General features: G+C 73.1%; 16 protein-coding genes. 9 read left to right on the top strand and 7 right to left on the bottom strand.

The genetic code is table 11. The annotated features are described in order from the left end of the window. Positions 1-216 precede the first annotated feature (216 nt). The 3 genes from A3IC_RS0110190 to A3IC_RS62050 all read left to right on the top strand — a co-directional run bounded on the left by A3IC_RS0110190 (position 217) and on the right by A3IC_RS62050 (position 3,401). On the top strand, positions 217-2,232 hold the full coding sequence (locus tag A3IC_RS0110190) for a hypothetical protein (protein ID WP_020549956.1): 2,016 nt from the start codon (positions 217-219) through the stop codon (positions 2,230-2,232). A gap of 72 nt (positions 2,233-2,304) precedes the next feature. Further along, positions 2,305-2,823 carry a cupin domain-containing protein gene (locus A3IC_RS0110185; protein WP_106668845.1) on the top strand — a complete coding sequence of 173 codons (519 nt, stop codon included), beginning with the start codon at positions 2,305-2,307 and terminating at the stop codon, positions 2,821-2,823. Positions 2,824-2,894: 71 nt separating this feature from the next. Continuing rightward, positions 2,895-3,401 carry a MarR family winged helix-turn-helix transcriptional regulator gene (locus tag A3IC_RS62050; protein WP_158695880.1) on the top strand — a complete coding sequence of 169 codons (507 nt, stop codon included), beginning with the start codon at positions 2,895-2,897 and terminating at the stop codon, positions 3,399-3,401. Between the two features lie 98 nt (positions 3,402-3,499). On the opposite strand, the gene A3IC_RS0110175 is transcribed toward A3IC_RS62050, so the two are convergent. Next, positions 3,500-4,057, bottom strand: coding sequence for a CGNR zinc finger domain-containing protein (locus A3IC_RS0110175; RefSeq protein ID WP_026218087.1), 558 nt, complete (start codon positions 4,055-4,057; stop codon positions 3,500-3,502). A 104-nt stretch (positions 4,058-4,161) separates the two neighbouring features. On the opposite strand from A3IC_RS0110175, the gene A3IC_RS0110170 reads away from it, so the two are divergent. After that, the gene (locus tag A3IC_RS0110170; RefSeq protein WP_020549952.1) at positions 4,162-5,211 is read left to right on the top strand and encodes a DMT family transporter; all 1,050 of its coding nucleotides are present in this window, start codon (positions 4,162-4,164) and stop codon (positions 5,209-5,211) included. A gap of 95 nt (positions 5,212-5,306) precedes the next feature. Here the strand turns inward: A3IC_RS0110170 and A3IC_RS0110165 are convergent, their stop codons facing one another. Together A3IC_RS0110165 and pip are read right to left on the bottom strand one after the other, a co-directional pair. After that, positions 5,307-6,086: an alpha/beta hydrolase gene (locus tag A3IC_RS0110165; RefSeq protein ID WP_020549951.1), complete on the bottom strand. Its 780-nt coding sequence runs from the start codon at positions 6,084-6,086 to the stop codon at positions 5,307-5,309. A gap of 51 nt (positions 6,087-6,137) precedes the next feature. Continuing rightward, on the bottom strand, positions 6,138-7,094 hold the full coding sequence (gene pip / locus A3IC_RS0110160) for a prolyl aminopeptidase (protein ID WP_020549950.1): 957 nt from the start codon (positions 7,092-7,094) through the stop codon (positions 6,138-6,140). A 308-nt stretch (positions 7,095-7,402) separates the two neighbouring features. Between pip and A3IC_RS70735 the strand changes: the two genes are divergently transcribed. Both A3IC_RS70735 and A3IC_RS0110150 read left to right on the top strand, forming a co-directional pair. Then, complete coding sequence (locus A3IC_RS70735; RefSeq protein ID WP_020549949.1) at positions 7,403-7,924, top strand: excalibur calcium-binding domain-containing protein; 522 nt, start codon at positions 7,403-7,405, stop codon at positions 7,922-7,924. 162 nt (positions 7,925-8,086) lie between these two features. Next, positions 8,087-10,201, top strand: coding sequence for a restriction endonuclease (locus tag A3IC_RS0110150; protein WP_245599197.1), 2,115 nt, complete (start codon positions 8,087-8,089; stop codon positions 10,199-10,201). 31 nt (positions 10,202-10,232) lie between these two features. On the opposite strand, the gene A3IC_RS0110145 is transcribed toward A3IC_RS0110150, so the two are convergent. Then, on the bottom strand, positions 10,233-10,547 hold the full coding sequence (locus A3IC_RS0110145) for a type II toxin-antitoxin system PemK/MazF family toxin (protein WP_040876411.1): 315 nt from the start codon (positions 10,545-10,547) through the stop codon (positions 10,233-10,235). Positions 10,548-10,576: 29 nt separating this feature from the next. Further along, a complete protein-coding gene (locus tag A3IC_RS0110140; RefSeq protein WP_040876380.1) occupies positions 10,577-10,822 on the bottom strand; it encodes a hypothetical protein in 246 nt (81 codons plus the stop codon). Between the two features lie 116 nt (positions 10,823-10,938). On the opposite strand from A3IC_RS0110140, the gene A3IC_RS0110135 reads away from it, so the two are divergent. Then, positions 10,939-13,170, top strand: coding sequence for a primosomal protein N' (locus A3IC_RS0110135; RefSeq protein WP_040876379.1), 2,232 nt, complete (start codon positions 10,939-10,941; stop codon positions 13,168-13,170). A 332-nt stretch (positions 13,171-13,502) separates the two neighbouring features. Here A3IC_RS0110135 and A3IC_RS0110130 read toward each other — a convergent pair whose 3' ends face one another. Together A3IC_RS0110130 and A3IC_RS0110125 are read right to left on the bottom strand one after the other, a co-directional pair. Beyond that, the gene (locus tag A3IC_RS0110130; RefSeq protein ID WP_026218082.1) at positions 13,503-14,615 is read right to left on the bottom strand and encodes a hypothetical protein; all 1,113 of its coding nucleotides are present in this window, start codon (positions 14,613-14,615) and stop codon (positions 13,503-13,505) included. Further along, positions 14,612-15,220, bottom strand: a complete 609-nt coding sequence (locus tag A3IC_RS0110125) for an RNA polymerase sigma factor (RefSeq protein WP_020549944.1) — start codon at positions 15,218-15,220, stop codon at positions 14,612-14,614. The genes A3IC_RS0110130 and A3IC_RS0110125 overlap by 4 nt, the downstream gene beginning before the upstream one ends. 358 nt (positions 15,221-15,578) lie before the next feature. On the opposite strand from A3IC_RS0110125, the gene def reads away from it, so the two are divergent. Together def and fmt are read left to right on the top strand one after the other, a co-directional pair. Continuing rightward, positions 15,579-16,124, top strand: a complete 546-nt coding sequence (gene def, locus A3IC_RS0110115; RefSeq protein ID WP_026218081.1) for a peptide deformylase — start codon at positions 15,579-15,581, stop codon at positions 16,122-16,124. 6 nt (positions 16,125-16,130) lie between these two features. Next, complete coding sequence (gene fmt, locus A3IC_RS0110110; RefSeq protein WP_020549941.1) at positions 16,131-17,063, top strand: methionyl-tRNA formyltransferase; 933 nt, start codon at positions 16,131-16,133, stop codon at positions 17,061-17,063. The last annotated feature ends 3 nt before the right edge of the window (positions 17,064-17,066 follow it).

Raw genomic sequence — 17,066 nt, 5'->3', positions numbered from 1 at the left:
CGCCACGGGACTTCTCGTGGCGGGGAACGCGCACGCTCGCGCCAAAGCCACCCGAGCTGCGGGCCCGAAGCCCGCCCCCGTCCCAACCACCCCCAACCGCCAACCCCCAACCCCCAACCTCACTCGCCTCCTCCGTTCCCCTCGCACCGCAAGCGCTGCAAGATGTCGGTGGATATTCCTGCACAGCCCTCGCTTGCCGTAGGAGTTGGAGGAATAGTGAGCCGAACCGCGCACCGTCCTCGACGCCGGCTGCCCGCCGCGGTCGCCGTCGCCGTGGCCGCCCTGCTGGTGTCGTTACTGGTTCCACCCGTCGCCGAAGCGCACCCGAACCACCCGGGTGGCGAACCCGGTTGCGATCCGATCGACCCGGCCGCGTGTCTCCTGCCGTTTCCGAACAACTGGTACACGCAGGCCGATTGGCGTACCGACACCGGGCGTCGGGTCGCGTTCACGGCGGCGATGATGCCGCATGGCGCCACGCCCGACGCCTGGAATCGCAACGACGGCTTCTCGCCCGGCTCGACGCTCATCACCCGGGTCCCCGGCGTCGACCTCGCCCGCAGCGGCGCGGCACCGGTCACCGATGTCGGCGCGTCGCTCGCCCGGAACGCGCCGATCGTCATCGTCGACACCGCGACCGGTGAACGGTGGCCGCACTGGGCCGAAGTCGACGCCAACGCCACGGATTCGACCCGCCAGGCGGTCCTGATACACCCGGCCGAGAACTTCGTCCCAGGCCACCGGTACGTCGTCGGCCTGCGCAACCTGCGCGGCGCCGACAACCGGGTGATCGCCGCGCCGGAGGCGTTCGCCAGGATCGCGGGTCGGACCCTGCCGCGCCGTGACCCGTTGGCCGCTCGCCAGGCGCAGCTCCGCCCGGTGCTGGATCGACTCGACCGCGCCGGCGTCGACCGTCGCGGCCTCTACCTGGCCTGGGACTTCACCGTCGCGAGTGAGCGCAACCTCACCGGCGGCATGCTCCGGATGCGAGACGATGCTTTCGACCGACTCGGCGAGCGGGCACCGCAGTTCGCGGTGACCGGGGTGAAGAACCTGACGCCGGAGCAGGATGCGCGAATCGCGCGCGAGGTGACCGGCACGGTCACCGTACCGAGCTACCTGAACCGTCCCGGCGGCCCCACCGGGTCCACGCTCAATCTCGGTCGGGACGGACTGCCACGGCAGTTGCCGGGGAACACCCAACCGGCGCAGTTCCGTTGCGAGATCCCGCGCGCCGCGTTCGACCGGCCCTCGCAGGCGTCGCTGTACGGACACGGGCTGCTCGGCAGCAACAACGAGGTGGGTGGCGGGAACGTCAAGGCGATGGCCGCCGAGCACGACATCACGTTCTGCGCCACCAAGTGGATCGGCATGGCCGACGAGGACCTGCCCACCGTCGCCCGCGCGCTCGCCGATCCGGGCAGCTTCGGCGCGGTGCCGGATCGTACCCAACAGGGCTTCCTGAACGCGCTGTTCCTCGGCAGGGAGATGATTCACGAACAGGGCTTCGCAGCCGACCCGGCGTTTCGTACCGACAGCGGGCGGCCGTTGATCGACGTCTCGAAGGGCCTGGTCTACGACGGCAACAGCCAGGGCGGCATTCTCGGCGGGTCGCTGGTCGCGGTGTCCCAGGACGCCAAGCGCGGCGTCCTGGGGGTGACCGGCATGAACTACAGCGTCCTGCTCAACCGCAGCTCCGACTTCGGGCCGTACGGGCGGATCCTGGATGCGGGCTTCCCGGACAAGCTCGATCAGCAGGTGGTGCTGTCGCTGTTCCAGATGTTGTGGGACCGCGGCGAGACGAACGGCTACGCGAGCGGCCTGGACCACAGCCCGCTGCCGCGTACCCCGCGCCATCAGGTGCTCATGCAGATCGCCTTCGGTGACCACCAGGTGTCCACGGTGACCGCCGAGACCGAGGCGCGCACGATCGGCGCGCGGATCCACGAGCCCGCGATCGCACCCGGGCGCAACCCCGACCGGGATCCCTATTGGGGGATTCGGCCGCTGCCGCGCGAGCCGTACCGGGGGTCCGCGTTGGTGGTCTGGGACAGCGGGTCGCCCGCGCCACCGGTGACCAATACGCCGCCGATCGGCCCCGAGTACGGGCGCGACCCGCACTCGGACCCGCGCAACTCGCCGGTCGCCCGACGACAGAAGGCGGAGTTCCTGGCCACCGGTCGGGTCGTCGACGTGTGCGGCGGCGCGCCGTGCACGGCACCTGCGGGATAGCGCCTGTTCGTGTGAAGGTGTGGGTTCCGGCCGCGTGCGGTGCCGGAATCCACACCAGCAGAGGGAACACACATGTCCTCCACGCCCGGCCCCGACTCCGCCCCTTCGGCGCCTGCGGACGCGCCCGCGCCCCGTCGTGATCCCGTTGCCCCGGCGCGGCTCGAACCGCCGGACCTGGCCCGGATCATGGGACTCACGCAGCATCCCGAAGGCGGTTGGTATCGGGAAACCTGGCGCACCGGGGTGAGCGTGACCCCGCCGGGATATCCGGGCCCGCGCGACACCGCGAGCGGCATCTACTTCCTGCTCGGTCCGGGCGAGGAGTCCCTCTGGCATGTCGTGCGATCGGCCGAGTTGTGGCTCTGGCATCGCGGCGGACCGCTCGAACTGCGCCTGGGCGGAGACGGTACGACTCCTGATGCCGAGCCGCACCGGATCCTGCTCGGCCCGGACGTGGAGGCGGGCGAGGAGCCGCAGGTGCTGATCCCGCCGGGGGTGTGGCAGTCGGCTCGGCCGGCGTCCGGGCGCGAGGTGCTGGTGTCGTGTGTGGTCTCGCCCGCGTTCTCGTTCGAGGACTTCCGAATGCTGTGAGCCGGCGGCGGGTCGCCGATACTACGGTGGCGGCCGAGACCAAGCGGGCGCGGGCTGCCAGGGAGTACGACGTGAGCGATGCACGGACCGACTACGCCGATTCCGTGGTGGCGGCATGGTCGGCGGTACTGCCGGATGTGGAGGCGTCGTCGGTCGGATTCGTGGTGCGGCTGCATCAGGCGATGATCGCGATGGAGGACTTCGACCGGCGCAGCATCGGGGCGCTGGGGCTGACCGCGCCGGAGTACATGGTGCTGGTCGTGCTCGCGACCCGACCGGATCGGCCGGGACTGACGCTGCGGGAGCTGCAACCGCTGGTGATGTATTCGTCGGGCGGGATGACGCACTGCGTGGACCGGCTCGCCCGCAAGGATCTGATCGAGCGGCGGCCCAACCCCGAGGACGGCCGCTCGGTCCTGGTCTGCCTCACCGAGGCGGGCCGTGAGGGTGCCCGCTCGGCGATGCGTGCGCGGATCGACGCGCTGGACGGCCTGCTGAAGCCGATCGGGGCGGCGGACCGAGACGTGGTCGACAGGGCGCTGCGCATCCTCGCCTCGACACTGGGCATGCCCGGGTAGCCGACCGCTGCCCGGAGCATTCCCCAGTGCCCGGTGGCGCGTCCGGTGTGTCGAGTCCGCCGGGCGCGTCGGCCGTGGCACGCGGGTATCGGGCCGCATCAAGCGTCGGCGGCCTGACCGTCCCGGTGGCGGGCGCGGAAGTTCGCCGCCTTGGCGCGGTTTCCGCAGCCGCGCATGTCGCACCAGCGCCGGCTGCCGTGGCGGGACGAGTCGACGTAGAGGCGGGTGCACGTCGGCGCCTCGCATTCCCGGACGCGCGCCGCGTCCGCGCCGCCGAACAGCGTGACCGCCGAGCGCGCGACCGTGGCCAGGACGGCGGTGATGTCGCCGGTACGCCGTACCCGACCGTCCGCGGCGAGCGCGACCGCGACCGGAGTGCCGGCCGCGAACCCGTTCAGCGTCGCGCGATCACGTGCGCCGTACCCCTCGGGCGTGTCCCGGGCCGACGCGAGCCGGTACAGCGCTTCGCGCAGCTCGATCGTGCGCGCGAGCGCGTCCTCGTCGACGGTCGGCGTGGCGTCCACGAGGCCGGCGGCGACCGCCCAGGACCCGAGTGCGGCCGGCGTGTCCAGCAGGTCACGGGGTTCGGTGCGGCGCTTTTGCAACGTTCCGACCAGGTCGAGCGCGATGTCGCCGCCGATGAAGGTGTAGGTCACCACGCCAGCATAACCGGATTGACAGGTTAGCGTCGGGCGCGCCATGGCGAGTAACCGGATTGGGGAGTTACCCGTCCGACGCTTCGGCATGGGAGTGGACCTCGATGAGCCCTGCACACACCGCACGCACCGCACGCAACGCAGGAGCGGCAGGCACCGCGGGCCTCACCGACCCGGTGGACACGACGGTCACCACGAACACAACGGACACCACCGGCGCCACGGACAGCTCGCGCCGACCCGGGCCCGCCGCCGCCGGCGCGCACCCGCCCGATCCCGACGGCCGGGGTCGTCGGGGCTCGCGAGTCGCCGTGGCCGGCAAGGCGATACCGCCCGTGTTCGTGCTGCTGTGGAGCAGCGCGTTCATCGTCGCTGCGATCGGAGTGGACGCCGCGCCGCCGCTCCTGCTGACCTTCTTCCGATTCGCGCTCGCCGGACTGTTGCTCGGCGCGTTCGCGCTCGCGGTTCGGGCGCCGTGGCCGCGGGGGCGTCGACTCGGCCACGTCATGGTCGCCGGACTGCTGTTCCAGGCGGTTCAGTTCGGCACGCTGTACACGGCCCTCTCGATGGGGCTACCCGCAGCCGTGGTGGCTCTCGTGCAGGGGCTCAATCCGGTGCTGATCGCGCTCCTGGCCGGCCGATTCCTCGGCGAGCGGGTGAGCGCGCGGCAGTGGTCGGGTTTCGGGCTCGGCACGATCGGCGTGATTCTCGCCGTCGCGGATCCCACCGACCTGTCGATCCCGGCGCTGGTCCTGGCCGTGGTGGGGCTGTTCGGGCTGAGCGCGGGCACCGTGTACCAGAAGCGCTATGTGCACGACGTCGACCTGCGCACCGGAACGGCCGTGCAGTTCCTGGTCAGCGCGCCGTTCATGGGGCTGGCCTCGCTGCTGTTCGAGACGCCGCACGTGGATGCGTGGGGGCCGTTCGCCGGGACGCTCGCGTGGATGGTGCTGGTCAATTCGATCGGCGTGTTCATGTTGCTCAACCTGATGTTGCGGCAATCCTCGGCGAGTCGGGTCGGCACGCTGTTCTTCCTGACCCCGGCCGCCACGGCGGTGCTCGCGTGGCTCCTGCTCGACCAGGCACTGCGGCCGGCCGCGGTCGCCGGGATCGTGATCGGCGGGATCGGCGTACTCCTGGCCAATCGGCGGTAGCGAACCCCCCGACCCCGCCCTCCACTTCCCGCCGACCGAACGTCACCGGCCCGGACGGAGCGCCATCCGCCCCGACCGCTCCCCGGCCACCCCGGTCAGCCCGCCGGCTCCCCGACCGCCCGGACGACCTCCGGCCAGGCCGCCGAGAGCGGGTCGACCGGCTCGAAGTGGCCGACGCCGGGCAACTCCCGCAACGTCGCGCCCGACGCGGCCGCGAAGGTCCGGCTCAGGGCGATCGGTACCTGCTCGTCGGCGTCGCCGTGCAGCAGGATCAGCGGACGGTCGCCCACACCACCCGCCGCCAACCGCGTCGGGTCCGCCTGGGCGAGCACCGCCTCGGAGCGGTCCTCGCCCAGGAAGGCCGCCGCCGCACCGTCGTCCAGGTCGAGGGCGAGGGCCGCGTCCAGGTCGAGTACGCCGGCCAGCGACACCACGCCCGCAACCGGCGGCGCGGCCGGCAGGCGGCCCACGCCGCCCACCGGCAGCCGATCGCGCAGCGCCGCCCAGACCGCCAGGTGTCCGCCCGCCGAGTGCCCCAGCAGGACCACGGGCCGATCGGTCTCCGCGCACAGCAGATCGAGCGCGGCGGCGACATCCTCGAACGTCCCGGGCAGGCCACCGCCCGGCTGCCCGGCCCGGCGGTACTCGATACTCGCGACCGCATGGCCCTCGGTCGCCAGCGCGACGCACATCGGATACGTGTACTTGCGGTCGTACTCGGCCCGCCAGTACCCCCCGTGCACGACCACCACGAGCGCGTGCGGCTCGGTCGCGGGCTGCCAGAGGTCGATGACCTGATCCGCCGCCGGTCCGTAGCGCAGCGTGCGATCGGGTCCGGCGGCCGGGCGCGTGAGGATGTCACGGGAAGCACTCATCCGAGCATTGTCCCGGGACCGCGTGCCCGGCCCCGACTCGACCCGCGCACCTCACCGCGCGAAGCGGTCCGTGGCCTCGATCAGGTGGTGGGTGATGCCCGGTTCGGAGAAGGCGTGACCCGCGTCCGGCACGATCACGAATTCGGCCTCCGGCCAGGCCCGGTGCAGGTCGTACGCGGTCGCCGGGGGAGTGCACATGTCGTAGCGACCCTGCACGATCACGCCGGGGATGTGGCGCAGTCGGTCCGCGTCGCGAATCAGTTGGCCCTCCTCCAGGAAGCCGCCGTTGCGCACGTAGTGGTTCTCGATCCGGGAGAAGGCCAGGGCGAACTCCGGCTGCCGGTGCAATTCGACCAGGTCGGGCCGCGGCAGCAGCGCGATCAACGTGCCCTCCCACGCACTCCACGCGATCGCCGCCTCCTCGCGCACCTCGGGATCCGGATCGTTGAGCCGGCGGCCGAACGCGCCGATCAGGTCCCCGCGTTCGGCCTCGGGAATCGGCGACAGAAACTCCTGCCAGGCTTCCGGGAACAACATCGACGCGCCGCTCTGGTAGAACCACGCCAGTTCGTGCCGCCGCAGGGTGAAGATGCCGCGCAGGACCAACTCGGTGACCCGCTCCGGACGGGTCTGCGCGTACGCGAGCGCGAGGGCGCTGCCCCACGAACCGCCGAAGACCAACCACCGCTCGACGCCCATCAGTTCGCGCAGCTTCTCGATGTCGGCGACCAGATGCCAGGTGGTGTTCGTGCTCAGGTCCACCTCGAACCGGCTCACGTGCGGCGTGCTCTCCCCACAGCCGCGTTGGTCGAAGAGCAGGACGTCGTACCGCTCCGGATCGAACGTCCGCGCATGGTCGGGCAGGCAGCCTCCGCCGGGGCCGCCGTGCAGGAAGACGGCCGGTTTGCCGCCCGGGATTCCGTACCGTCGCCAGGCGATCGACTGACCGTCGCCGACATCCAGCATGCCCCGGTCGTAGGGCTCGGTGGCCGGATACATCGTGCGCATGGGGATCTCCCTGGCTCGGTCGTGCGGTCTCGGGTGAACCACACGAACGGAATCGACAGGGCCCAGCACATCACGAGGATCGCCCACCCGTCCCCGGCCGGTCGCTCGCCCCGGTTCCGGATCACGAGCCACCACCGCCGGTACGACGGTCACCGGCGACACCGCGCAGGCCCCACCGGCACCGCGACTCCCGCCCATCGGTGTCGCGCAAACATCACAGGCCGTGCGCGAATCGACGGTTGTCCGGATCCGTGCGCCCGAGGAGGGCTAGAGTCCCGGGCGGCACATATCGAGGGGGGAACTCGCACATGCGCATCTCGGCTACCCGTTTGCCGAAAACCCGGTCGGTCCTGCTCCCCGGGATCGTCACGGCGACCTTGACGTTGACGCTGACCCTGACCGGTTGCGACGGGGACGGGGGCGGGAAGTCCGACCGGCCCAAGCCGTCGCAGAGCGGCAGCGCACCGGCGGGCACGGCGCCGCCCGGTTCGGCGCCGCCCACCACCCGGGCACCGTCCACGGCAGCGCCGAAGACCACGCAGCCGAGCAGCACCGCACCGACGCCGCCCCGCAGCGGGTCGGGCGGCGGCAACGGCGGCTCCACCGTCGGTGGTTCCTCGACCGGTGGTACGTCCGGCGGCGGAACGTCCGGCGGCGACCCCGGCGCCGGCGGCACGACGAGCGACGGCAGCAGCACCGGCGGCGGCGGTCCGGCCTACTACAAGAACTGCGCCGCCGTCCGAGCCGCGGGTGCCGCGCCGATCCACCGCGGCGACCCCGGCTACGGCCGGCACCTCGACCGCGACGGGGACGGAGTCGGCTGCGAATGACACGGGCCGGTCGTCGCCGGGAGCGGGCACGCACGAACTCCCGGCGGCGGCCGAAGGCGCGTTCACGCCAGGACGCCGACCGCCTTCGCGTCGGTCGGTCCGACACGGCAGGATGTGTTCGAGCGCGGGGGGCGGACGGGTGCGGGGCGGAAGGGCGATAGCGTGGCGAGTCGGCGGAGCACCGGCGTGCTGGGGGCATGGGCCGAGCTGCAGCGGCAACAACAACGGCAACGCGAGGCCGAGTTGCGAGCGCGGCAGCAACAACTGCGAGCCGACGAACGCAACCGGCGCGAGGCGCAGAAGGCCGCCGCGCGGGCCGACCGCGAGGCGCAGCGCGCCTATCAGCAGTCCCGCGAGGCCGAAGTGGCGCGCCGGACCGCCGAGATCGAGGACCGGGTGGCCGAGCTGCAGGGCGTGCTTCGGGCCCGGCTGAGCGCGCCGGGTTTTCGGATCGAGCGGTTGCGCGCTGCCGTGGAGATCCCGCCGTTCCAACCGGGTGAACTCGCCCGACCGATCCCGATGCCCGACCCGGCGCGCTATCAGGTGGCCGCGCCGTCCGGCCTGGGCAGTTTCGCGCCCGGCGCACAATCGCGCTACGAGCAGGACCGGGCGCAGGCGCAGGCGCGCTACGACCACGACCTGCGGGCCGCACAGGCCGCCGAGTACGAGCGGCAGCAGCAATACAACGACTACCACCGCCGGTTCGAGGACTGGGCGAACGGTCAGCGGGCCCTGGCCGCGCAGCGCAACCAGCAGGTCGACGATCTGGTGCGGCGACTCGCGGCGCGCGATCCCGAGGCGATCGAGGACTACTTCGAGGGCGTCCTGCTGGCATCGCCGGATTGGCCCGAGGGCTTCTCCGACCATTCCACGGTGGCCTTCGACGCCGCCGCGCGGCAGTTGGTGGTCGACCACGAGCTGCCGACGACCGATGTGGTGCCGGCGGTGGCCCGCGTGCGCTACGTGAAGAGCGACGACCAGGAGAAGGAGGTCGCGCGCACTGCGACCGACCGGCGGACGATCCACCGCGACGTGCTGGCGCAGAGCGCGATCCGGATACTGGCCGAAGTCTTCTTCGCCGACCACGAGGGCATCCTCGACTCGGTGGTGCTCAACGGCTTCGTCCAGGCGGTGAACCCCGCCACCGGCCGACACGGGCGCACGTATCTGCTCACGGTGACCGCGCAGGCCCAGGAGTTCCGGCAGATCAGCCTCGATCGGGTGGATGCGGTCGCGTGTCTGGAGGCGATGGGCGGGAACCTGTCCACGCGCCCGGACCGGCCCACCCCGGTGCAGCCGAGCCGGCTTGCGGACAGCGTCGCATCGACGTCGACCCCGACGCCGGCTCCCACCATCACCCCGACGCCGGCGCGCCCCGGCGACGACGACCCGGACCTGTTCGTGATGGACCCGATCGCGTTCGAGGACCTGATCGCCGAACTGTTCAAGCGGATGGGCATGCAGGTCGAGACCACCGCGCGCAGCGGCGACCAGGGGGTGGACGTGGTCGCGGTGGATCCGGACCCGATCCGCGGCGGCAAGATCGTCGTGCAGGTCAAGCGCTACCGCAACACGGTCCCGCCCACGGCCGTGCGGGACCTGGCCGGCACCGTGCAACACCACGGCGCGAACAAGGGTTTGCTGGTCACCACCTCCGGCTTCGGCCCCGGCAGCCACGAGTTCATCCGGAACAAGCCGCTGGGCCTGGTCACCGGTCCCGAACTGGTCGGCCTGCTCGCCCAACACGGCCTGCGCGGGCGCCTCGGTCCCGGCTCCGCCGGCGCCGCGGCCGCCGCGCCCGGCAGCCGGATCCTGGTGCAACTCGCCTGGGAACCGGGCAACGCGCCGCCCCTGGACCCGTGCGCCTTCGTCTGCCGCCGCGGACGGGTGCTCGGCGACGAGCACTTCGTGTTCTTCAACAATCCGGCCAGCCCCGAGGGCGCGGTCCGGATCGGCGACGGCGTGGCCTTCCTGGTCGATCTGACCCTGCTCCCTCGTGAGGCCGACCGCCTGGTTCTGGCCGCGGCCGTGGACCAGGAGCGCGCTCCGAGCGGCGACCTGGCCGCGCTGCGCGGAGCCAGGCTGACCCGGCTCGACCAGGCCGACGGCCGCCGCATCGGCGACCACCCCGTACCCACCCGCCGCCCGGGTGAGACCGCCATGGTCCTGGGCGCATTCGTGCGTACCGACGACGCCTGGACCTTCTCGCCCACCACCAACGGCTTCCGCAACGGCCTCCTCGGCGTCGCCGAGTCGCACGGGGTGGAGGTGGAGTAGGCCCGGAAGGCCACCGACGCGCGTCGCCCGATCAGATGTCGAGCATCAGCCGAAGGTAGGCACGGATGTCGTCGGCCTCCTTATCGTCGACGCTCCCCAATGGGCGTCCCATGAGTCGCTGTTCGGGAACCGCCCGCACGTCGTCGGTGCGTGCCCAACTCCGACGGCGGAGGCCGGACTGCGCCGAGGACACCGAGACGTGATGAGGCAGTCCCCGGTCCTGGGTGGTCAGCGGCACGACGATCGCCACCGCGATGGGGAAGGAGGCGTAGAACGGCGAGTTGACGACCACAACCGGCCGTCGACCGGACCGCTCCGAGCCGACGACGGGGGAAAGGTCGGCCATCCACACCTCCCACGGGGCGGACTTCCGGCTCACTGCCCACCGCCCAGACCGTCGCCGGCCAGGCCGTCCCACTCGTCGAGTTCGCTCTCGTAGTCGGTCCATGCGGAGGCGTCGGCCTCCAGCCGCGCGTAGGCAGCGAGCACGGCCGCCTTGCGGTGCTCGGTGAGCAGATGAGTGAGTGCGGTGTTCAAGGTGACGCCGCCGAGATCCTCCGCTGCCACCCGAGCGAGATCGTCCCGGACGCTCGTCTCAACCTTTATGGTGGTCGAAGTCATACTGTGAAGTATTCCCGGAGGTATGCAAGAGGTCCGAGAGTCACCCGACAATGTCGAAGCTCCGCGCCGCAGGGCGTCTCGGGACCTGCGCAGGATCGTCGTACCCGTCTGTCAGGATGCCTGGTGTGGCGACGAACGATCCGGATGTGGGCGATGAGGAGGACGGGCAGCTCACGCTCGGGGTCGAGGACGCGCGGCGGGAGGCGCGGGCCGCCCGGGCGCGCAAGCCCAAGCCCAAGGCGCAGGCCGAGCGGCTGCCGGTGGCGCGGGTCGTGGTGGACAAGGGGCTCGTGCACCTGGATCGGCTGTTCGACTATTCGGTGCCGGCCAAGCTGGCCGAGGTGGCCCAGCCCGGGGTGCGGGTGCGGGTGCGGTTCGGGGCCAAGGTCGTGGACGGCCGGCGGCAGGGCGGTGGGCTGATCGACGGCGTGATCGTCGAGCGGGTCGAGCGCAGTACGTACGGTGGGCCGCTGGCTCCGTTGGCGAGCGTCATCTCGCCCGAGATCGTGCTCGCGCCGCCGATGATCGAATTGGCCCGCGCGGTCGCCGACCGGTACGCGGGCACGCTCGCCGACGTGGTTCAGATCGCCCTGCCCGCCCGGCACGCGCGCGCCGAGGCGGAGCCGTCGGGCGAGCCCCTGGTCGGCCCCGCGGCGCCGGCCCCCGGGCCGTGGACGCGCTACCCCGCGGGCGCCGCGCACCTGGCCGAGCTCGCCGCCGGGGAGTCGCCGCGCACCGTGTGGACGGCGCTGCCCGGGCCGTACTGGCCGGACGAGATCGCCCGGGCGATGGTGGCGACCCTGGCGGGCGGCCGCGGCGCACTCGCGGTCGTCCCGGACGCCAAGTCGGTGGAGCGCGTGGACGCGGCGCTGACTGCCCTGCTCGGCCGGGGCCGACACGTCGCGCTGACCTCGGGTCTGGGCCCGGAGGAGCGCTACCGGCGCTGGCTGGCGATCAACCGCGGGAGCGTGCGCGTGGTGGTCGGCACCCGTGCGGCGATGTTCGCGCCTGTGGTGGAACTGGGCCTGGCCCTGGTCTGGAACGACGGCGACGACTCACACGCCGACCCCAACGCGCCCTACCCGCACGTGCGCGAAGTGCTGGCGATGCGGGCCGCGCGCGAACACGCCGCGTTCACCGTCGGCGGGCACGCCACCACGGTCGAGGCCGCACAACTGGTCCGCTCCGGGTGGGCTCGGCCGCTGGACGCCGACCGGGCGGCGGTGCGCGCCGCCGCCCCGCTGGTGCGCACCACCGGCAGCGATCTGGACCTGGCCCGGGACGAGGCCGCGCGAGCCGCACGGCTGCCGAGCCTGGCGTGGGACATCGCCCGCAAGGCGTTGCAGACCGGGCCGGTGTTGGTGCAGGTCCCGCGCCGGGGCTACCTGGTCCGCACCTCGTGCCTGCGCTGCCGCGAACCCGCACGCTGCGCACACTGCTCGGGGCCGCTCGAACTGCCCTCCGGGAACGGCGTGTTGACCTGCGGTTGGTGTACCCGTCCGGCGCCGAACTGGCACTGCCGGGTGTGCGGCGGAGATCGCATCCGAGCCGGTGTGATCGGTGCGCGCCGGACCGCCGAGGAACTCGGTCGGGCGTTCCCGACCGTGCCGGTACGCACCTCCGGCCGGGACGCGATCCTGACCACCGTGCCGGACCTGCCCGCGCTGATCATCGCCACGCCCGGCGCCGAACCGGTCGCGCCCGGCGGCTACGCGGCGGCCCTGCTCCTGGACGGCTGGGCCCTGCTGACCCGCCCCGACCTGCGCGCCGGTGAGCAGGCGCTGCGCCGCTGGCTGGACGCGGCGAGCCTGGTCCGGCCGGCGGGGGAGGGCGGCACCCTGGTGGTGGTCGCCGAGTCCACGCTGCGCCCGGTGCAGGCGCTGGTGCGATGGGACCCGCAGGGGTACGCGCTGACCGAACTGGTCGAGCGGACGGAATTGAACCTGCCACCGGTGTCGCGGATGGCGTCGGTGACCGGCCCGCCGGCTGGGATCGCCGACTTCCTGGCGGTGCTTCGGCTGCCCGACGGGGCGGATGTGCTGGGCCCGGTCCCGGTCGCGCCGACCGTGCCGCGCACACCGCCTCCCGCGCCGGCCAAACCCAACCCCAAGGCGGCCGACACCCGCGCCGAACTCACCCGGGCACTGTTCGGCGACACCCCACCGCCGACCCGCGAACCGGTTCGGCGGACCGCCCCGCCCGCCCGCCACGAACGCGTCCTGCTCCGGATCGAACCGGGCCGCGGCGCGGAATTGGCGCACGCCCTCAAGGCGGCCCAGACCCTGCGCCTGGCCCGGGCCGCGGGCGATCCGGTGCAGCTCAGGATCGACCCGCCGGACATCGGCTGAGCGGAGCGCGACGCGACGGGCGGTTCCGCGCCGCCCGCGACCACACCCGCGACCGGGTGCGGGGATCGGGACATCGGCCCGGTCGCACGCGCCCGGGCCGGACACGACCGGCGTCGCGCGCGCGTTCCGCGGGCCATGCGGACCGGGCAGCCGGTACGTGCCGGCGCGAGCCCACGCGCGCACACGCGCCCGGGCCCGCGCGGCGGCCGGCTCTCGGGTGTCCCGACGGCGGGGCCCCCGCGCTCGCGGGCGCCCCGCCGTCGGGCCACGACGCGGGACGCCCGTCTCGGCGGAGCCGTCGTTTACACGCGGGGATCAGGCCCCGCCGGTGCTCAACCCCAGCGCGTTCGGCTCCCGCACGCCTTGGTCATCGGCGCGTCCGCGCAGCGCAGCGATTCGGGATCGGCGCCGCGTTCGTGGAGCAGGGCGCCTGCCCCGTCGTAGGCCCTGATCCGGGCCGGGCCGCCGTTGTGGCCCGGCATGCTCGCGAGCCACACACCGTTGCGTACCACCGCGCCCACCGTGCTCCCGTCGGGCAACTCGACCACGACCCGCGCCACCGCGCCGGTCGTGCGGCCCCACCAGGTCACGAAGGAGGCCAGGCGCTCCACGAGTGGTTCGGGCAGACGCGGCGAGGCCAGACTCCGGCGCACCTCGAACGTCCCCGCGAGGGTGCCGTCGGCGGCCGTCGGCGCCGGCAACTCCGGCGGGAACTGCTCCCCGTGGCAGACCACCAGATCGGGCTTGCCGGCCTTGCCCAGCACGAACGGGCGCAGCGCGCCGGTCCAGTCCTGCTCCCACGCGGTGAAGTACGGCTTGAACGCCGCGTCCGGCTCGCGCACCTTCCACACCGGACGATCGGGCGCGGTCGAGGCCCCGGACGGCCGCGGAGTCGAGGTGGGCGGCACGGTCGGGCCGCCGGTGCCTGCCGGGCCGGCGACGGTCGACCCGCCCGTGGGCCACCACAGGGGAGTCGACCCGGTGGATTGCGTCGGCAGGCCGGTCGCGTCCGCTGGCGACCCCGACACCGGCGGCGAGGACGCCGGCCATCCGGCGGCGATTTCGGATGGGGACAGTGGGTCCTGCGGCGCGGCCTCGAAAGTCGGCGGCGGAGATGCAGCCGCCGTCCGACCCTGCTTCAGACACCCGGCCAATGTCCGGCTCGCCACGTCCCACGGCACCGGATCACCGGCCTTGGCCGCCTCCCGGGGTACCCCCTGCGTCGGATCCTGCCCGGCCACCGGGCCGGCCGGCGCCAGATTCTGCGGGCCGCGCCACGGCTGCGCGACCAGAATCCCGGCCGCGCACACCGCGAGCACCGCGCCCGCGGCGATCCCCGGCACCAGGGCCCGACTCCGGGACGGCCCCCGGGTGTCGAGAATCGCGAGCAGTTCGCGCCTGCGTCGCTCGTGTCCCGGCAGTCGGTCCTCGTTGTACGGGCTCATCGTGCCTCCTCGATGCCTCGGTACGTGCCCGCGTGCACGCCCTCTTCGGCCAACAGGCCGCCCAATCGTTTCCGCGCCCGGTGCATTCGCGCCTTGACCGTGCCCAGCGCGACGCCGAGCGCGGTGGCGGCCGCCTGCTGGTCCAGACCGCCCCAAACGCACAACTCCACGACGTCGCGCTCGTGCCGGGGCAGCCGCGCCACCGAGCGCCGCAGCGCCTCCGCCGTGCGTTCCCGGTCGATCCGCCGGGCCACCTCGTCCGCGTGGTCGGGGACATCCCGCGGCAGCGGTACACGCGCGGCCAGCGCCCGATACCGCTTGAGCGCGCGCCGCCGGTTCGCGAGCGTGCGATTGGCCGTACCGAGCAGCCACGGCAGCGCGCTGTCCCGGTCGAAGGTCACCTCCGCGCGGCGGCGCCAGGCGGTCAGGAACACCGCCGACGTCAGGTCCTCGGCCTCGCCGCCGTCCCCGATCCGCCGCAGCACATGCCCATACACCGCCCCCGCGTGCCGGTCGAACACCACCGCGAACGCATCGCGATCCCCCGCTCGGACCCGGGACCACAACACGTGGTCCCCGTCCTCCTGCTCCTGATCCGTCGTCACATCCCGAGAGTGTCCGCCTCGCACACCGAGGTTGCCCCGCCCCGACCCCACACGACCTCGCCCCGAAACCCACGCGACCCGCCCCGGCCCGCACGCGACCCGAACCCCACCCCGAACCCCATCCGCATTCCACCCCGATCCCCACCCCGGCCGGACCCGCGAACGACCCGCGAACGACCCACCCCGCGTGGCCTCCCCCCGTGCCCCGGTGCGTGCGGGGATCGAGGCCCGGCCGCTCAGTAGACTTGCCGCTCTCCGGTTTCGACCGGCACCACCGCGCAGCAGTACCGCGCCGGTGTGCCGTGGCGCGCCGGCGACGCTCGGCACCACGCCCGACCACCGATGGGGGAGCACACCCGTGGCAGTCCAGCCGATCCGCCTGTTCGGGGATCCCGTCCTGCGGAGCAAGGCCGACCCGGTCACCGTGTTCGACAAGGAGTTGCGGCGACTGGTCGCCGACCTCACCGACACGATGCGCGACGCGCCCGGCAGTGGTCTGGCCGCGCCGCAGATCGGGGTCGCCCTGCGGGTGTTCACCTACCAGGTGGACGGCGAGGTGGGTCACCTGATCAACCCGGACCTGGACCTGTCCGAGGACGAGCAGGACGGCCCCGAGGGCTGCCTGTCGCTGCCGGGCCTGCGCTACGACACCAAGCGCGCGTACGGCGTGGTCGCCAAGGGCTTCAACATGCACGGCGACCCCGTCACCATCGAGGGCACCCGGTTGCTCTCGCGCTGCATCCAGCACGAGACGGACCATCTCGACGGCATCCTGTTCATCGACCGGCTCGACCGCGAGCAGCGCAAGGCCGCACTGCGCGCGCTGCGCGAGGCGGAGTGGGCCGGCCAGGCCGCACCGCAGGTCAAGTTCTCCCCCCACGGCACCTTCGGGAAGGCCCTCTAAACCCTCATGCGCCTAGTCTTCGCCGGCACCCCCGAGGTTGCCGTACCCGCACTCGAAGCCCTGCTGGAATCCCGGCACGAGGTGGTCGCCGTCGTCACCCGGCCGGACGCGCCCGCCGGCCGCGGCCGCAAGCTCGTCGCGAGCCCGGTGGCCGAACGCGCCGCCCGGGCCGGGATCGAGATCCTGCGCCCGGCCAAGCCGCGCGACCCGCAGTTCCTGGCCCGGCTCGCCGAGATCGCCCCCGACTGCTGCCCCGTGGTCGCCTACGGCGCGCTGCTGCCCAAGACCGCGCTGGAGATCCCCGCGCAGGGCTGGGTCAACCTGCACTTCTCGCTGCTGCCCGCGTGGCGCGGCGCGGCGCCCGTACAGCACGCCGTGCTGGCCGGCGACGACATCACCGGCGCGTGCACCTTCCGCATCGAGCAGGGCCTGGACTCGGGCCCCGTCTACGGGACGGTCACCGACGAGATCCGCCCCACCGACACCAGCGGCGACCTGCTGGAGCGGTTGTCCCGGTCCGGCGCGCGCCTGCTGGTGGCGACCATGGACGGGATCGCCGACGGCAGCCTGGAGGCCCGCCCCCAGCCGCCGCACGGAATCACCCTGGCGCCCAAGCTGACCGTCGAGGACGCCCACGTCGACTTCACCGCGCCCGCGCTGCGGGTGGACCGGGTGGTGCGCGGCTGTACGCCCGCCCCCGGCGCGTGGACCACCTTCCGCGGCGAGCGCCTCAAGCTCGCCCCGGTCCGCCTGCGCGGCGGCGACAACGCGCTGGCCCCCGGCGAGATCGCGGTGGAGAAGAAGGTGGTCCGGGTGGGTACCGGCAGCCACGCGATCGAACTCACCCAGGTCCAACCCCAGGGCAAACGCATGATGGCCGCCACCGACTGGGCCCGGGGCGCACACCCCGAGCCCGGTGAAACCCTCGGCACGAACTGAGCA

It is taken from the genome of Embleya scabrispora DSM 41855, from assembly GCF_000372745.1.
Taxonomy (GTDB): Bacteria; Actinomycetota; Actinomycetes; order Streptomycetales; family Streptomycetaceae; genus Embleya; species Embleya scabrispora.
This window is presented reverse-complemented; position numbering and strand designations above follow the sequence as displayed.

What these genes read in the sequence shown, in the direction of transcription:
- A3IC_RS0110185 (WP_106668845.1), top strand. Translation starts at nt 2,305, where the DNA reads ATGTCCTCCACGCCCGGCCCCGACTCCGCCCCTTCGGCGCCTGCGGAC.
- A3IC_RS0110170 (WP_020549952.1), top strand. Translation starts at nt 4,162, where the DNA reads ATGAGCCCTGCACACACCGCACGCACCGCACGCAACGCAGGAGCGGCA.
- A3IC_RS0110165 (WP_020549951.1), bottom strand. Translation starts at nt 6,086, where the DNA reads ATGAGTGCTTCCCGTGACATCCTCACGCGCCCGGCCGCCGGACCCGAT.
- pip (WP_020549950.1), bottom strand. Translation starts at nt 7,094, where the DNA reads ATGCGCACGATGTATCCGGCCACCGAGCCCTACGACCGGGGCATGCTG.
- A3IC_RS70735 (WP_020549949.1), top strand. Translation starts at nt 7,403, where the DNA reads ATGCGCATCTCGGCTACCCGTTTGCCGAAAACCCGGTCGGTCCTGCTC.
- A3IC_RS0110145 (WP_040876411.1), bottom strand. Translation starts at nt 10,547, where the DNA reads ATGGCCGACCTTTCCCCCGTCGTCGGCTCGGAGCGGTCCGGTCGACGG.
- A3IC_RS0110140 (WP_040876380.1), bottom strand. Translation starts at nt 10,822, where the DNA reads ATGACTTCGACCACCATAAAGGTTGAGACGAGCGTCCGGGACGATCTC.
- A3IC_RS0110135 (WP_040876379.1), top strand. Translation starts at nt 10,939, where the DNA reads ATGCCTGGTGTGGCGACGAACGATCCGGATGTGGGCGATGAGGAGGAC.
- A3IC_RS0110130 (WP_026218082.1), bottom strand. Translation starts at nt 14,615, where the DNA reads ATGAGCCCGTACAACGAGGACCGACTGCCGGGACACGAGCGACGCAGG.
- fmt (WP_020549941.1), top strand. Translation starts at nt 16,131, where the DNA reads ATGCGCCTAGTCTTCGCCGGCACCCCCGAGGTTGCCGTACCCGCACTC.